This is a genomic window from Endozoicomonas sp. (assembly GCF_051008435.1).
Taxonomy (GTDB): Bacteria; Pseudomonadota; Gammaproteobacteria; order Pseudomonadales; family Endozoicomonadaceae; genus Endozoicomonas_A.
In genome coordinates this window covers 1-2,805 of sequence record NZ_JBPCXO010000235.1, presented here as the reverse complement: position 1 = coordinate 2,805, position 2,805 = coordinate 1, and the positions used below count along the sequence as shown (strand labels likewise).

Sequence of the window (2,805 nt, the reverse complement as noted above, 5' to 3'; positions counted from 1 at the left end):
GAAGCTTTGCAGTCTGTTCACTCTGCTGTTCGTTGCGGGTTGAGAAAACCATGGGATAAAGGATAGTCGCTGCAAGGGAAAGGTATTATTCTCTTTCTCTGTCCAGCAGTTTTTTAGGAATTACTTTAAGACTTGTATTATTTTCACTGAAAAATCATGAAGATAATGTCATCATCACGTCACTTTCTTTTCTACTTATTATTGAGCCCTATGACCTGCTTCGCAGGGTTCGACGCTTTCAGTAGCCAGGTTCATGTGTGGGAGCATGGATTATTGTTCGAACCAAACCCTCTTCACCCCAAGATGCAGGAAGAAGAGTATATTCCCGGTTTGTGGCCAAGCCAGGAAGTAAAAAAAATCCTTGAACATTTCGAAGAACGAAAGCCAAAAGATTCGATGGATATGAGACCCGGTTACTATCGAGACTCATGGCGCTATGAGGCCACCACAAAAGAAGATGAAACAAATAATGAACACGATCCCGCCAAAAAATTCTTTGAAGAACAAAGGAAAAAAGAACAAGAGGAATTAGAAAAAAATCGTATTCACGCACCGACAGAAATGGATGAAACAGATGAAACACCGATTCAGGTTGAAGATGAATCTGAACTAACAATAACACCAGAACACAGTCATGAAGAATTGTCTTCTCCCAATGAACCGGTTAATACCGATGGCTTACCCATCACCTTATTAGCGGAAAGATCACAAAAAAGAGAGAGAGAAAAAAGAGGACAGTGGAGATGAAGAGTCTGAGGCCGACGAGAGCGTAACAATAACCAGCGATTCAACACAACCCGCCCCGGAAACAACAGATCGAGCCATCATTCCTCTTACTGCAGAACAGGAAAACATCGGCGATGAAGAACTCCTGGAGCCAACGCCCCCTGACGGATTTCTGCAAAATGTGTATGCCTGGATGCCCAGTTTAGGAACATTGGCGATGAGTGGTGCAGGTAGCTACGCGACCAGCATGGTCACCCACTCCAGATTCATTCAGAGCTTGGTGTTTGTCACCGTATTCACTGCCAGCTACCTCTACACCAAGATTGAAGAATTATCACACCGACCTGAATGGTTTATAGAAAAGAACGGAGTTCTTCGAGAAGCGGTCATTTCAACAGGGCATGATGCTGTCTACAAACGATCGCGCAGCAGTGTGGCTTCAGAGGCAGCGCCACGAACAGGTAAAGCAATGAAAGGCATTGACCTGACCCGATTGTTTGCAGAGCTTTGTCGAAAATTAAAGATCCGTGAAGACCAGCACAGCACAGCACTGGCTGCTTTCTATATGGGTGCCTTGACGGCATGGTCCGGGTCTGAGTCGCTCAGGCTGGAGGAATCTGACCAAGAAGACCCTGAATTAATGAGAAAGTACATTCTACGTGCAGCTATGGAAGTCTTACGTCAACACAGGCGCCTGGAAGCGGACAGTGCCGAGGATGAACAGCCTGCTCCAGAGGATCTTGAACCAGACCAGATCACAGGCACGGAAGTAGCCGTGATCAATAAAAAGTCGAAAAAGCAGAATATTATTCTCACTTCCAACGGCAATGTTCCTGAGTTTTCTGAGCGGGTGCAACAATTAGCCTGCGGCTACTATACCTTGAGCAATCAAACAGCAGTACTCAGAGTCGATCATATTGATGGCACACGAACCTATACCATTTTCTATCTGATGATTAAAAAAGAGTATTACTTTACTGAAGAAGATCATCTGGCTCGCTATCTAACCTCATTTCACAAACAGGTCATTACCAGCCCCATTCCCTTCAGCGAACTGTTTCGAAGCCTCTTTGGCAACACACGACTGGTCAACGACTATGAAGAAGCATTGGAGTTTATGAGGTTTGACCCCTCTAACCCTCCAAGCAGAGAAGATCTGAAGAAGCGTTACAAAGAAATGGCATTAGAAATGCACCCTGATAAAAACCCGGATAATCTCGAAGCCCATGAGAATTTCCAAAAACTCCAACAAGCAAAACTAACGATAGAAGACAACCTCCCTGAATAAGAAAAGAGTGGGCCAAACTGTTGCCTAATCTAGGAGCCTGTAGGACTTATGCTTTCGAGCATACTCTCTATTGAAGAGTCAGTAGAACGAGTCGACAGTCTTGAGCGTTCTAGACAGCTTCGATGGATTCGTGAGAATAGTTGACCTATTTAATCGAATTCATCGAATAATTGGGCCGTTTTTTCTGGAATTTAGGCCGAAATAGTCTTAAGTCCGACAGGCTCCTAGTCCCCACCAGAACAGCTGCTGACTCATCCCCTGAATGTTCATCCGTTTCCTGAATAGCCAGGGGCAATAACATCAGCTTTTGAGATTGATAAAAAGAGCGCCCAGCCTTATCAGAATCTTCATCCAGCAGGTCATCAATGGATACCTTTGGCATCAATGAGTTGGGAGACTCTTTAAACAGCGCCAGGATCATTAAAGAAGAAAGAAAAGTCTCATTCCTGTCTGTCGAAAGTGGCATGGGTCATCGTTGAGACCATGAACAGAATCAACGATCCTGACAGCCAGTGACAAACATCCCCCCAATAACGCTTCAATGATTGAAGCCCGGGTATGAAAAGGTTGCTCAAAAGGCCTCTGTTCAACAATCCCCAAAAGGACATTGATTATAGACAGGTCATCACGGGACTTTTTAAGAATGCAAACTATTATTCACTTAGCCCGGAAATTTCATAAAGTGTCGAGCTTCTCGCTCTGCTATTTTTTCGGCTGACACATTTTCTCGTCATATTCATGCTTATTGCCTGGATCTGACGAGAAAATGCTGTCATGGCGGAAAAAGAGCT

Annotated in this window: 3 protein-coding genes; 2 read left to right on the top strand and 1 reads right to left on the bottom strand. The window is 44.5% G+C overall.

Annotated features, from left to right (window positions below):
* The first annotated feature begins 273 nt into the window (after nucleotides 1-273).
* A complete protein-coding gene (locus tag ACR2PX_RS12080; protein ID WP_433999606.1) occupies nucleotides 274-747 on the top strand; it encodes a hypothetical protein in 474 nt (157 codons plus the stop codon).
* Nucleotides 748-919: 172 nt separating this feature from the next.
* On the top strand, nucleotides 920-2,014 hold the full coding sequence (locus ACR2PX_RS12075; protein WP_433999605.1) for a J domain-containing protein: 1,095 nt from the start codon (nucleotides 920-922) through the stop codon (nucleotides 2,012-2,014).
* A 145-nt stretch (nucleotides 2,015-2,159) separates the two neighbouring features.
* On the opposite strand, the gene ACR2PX_RS12070 is transcribed toward ACR2PX_RS12075, so the two are convergent.
* On the bottom strand, nucleotides 2,160-2,480 hold the full coding sequence (locus tag ACR2PX_RS12070) for a hypothetical protein (RefSeq protein WP_433999604.1): 321 nt from the start codon (nucleotides 2,478-2,480) through the stop codon (nucleotides 2,160-2,162).
* Between the last annotated feature and the right edge of the window lie 325 nt (nucleotides 2,481-2,805).

What these genes read in the sequence shown, in the direction of transcription:
- ACR2PX_RS12075 (WP_433999605.1), top strand. Translation starts at nt 920, where the DNA reads ATGCCCAGTTTAGGAACATTGGCGATGAGTGGTGCAGGTAGCTACGCG.
- ACR2PX_RS12070 (WP_433999604.1), bottom strand. Translation starts at nt 2,480, where the DNA reads ATGCCACTTTCGACAGACAGGAATGAGACTTTTCTTTCTTCTTTAATG.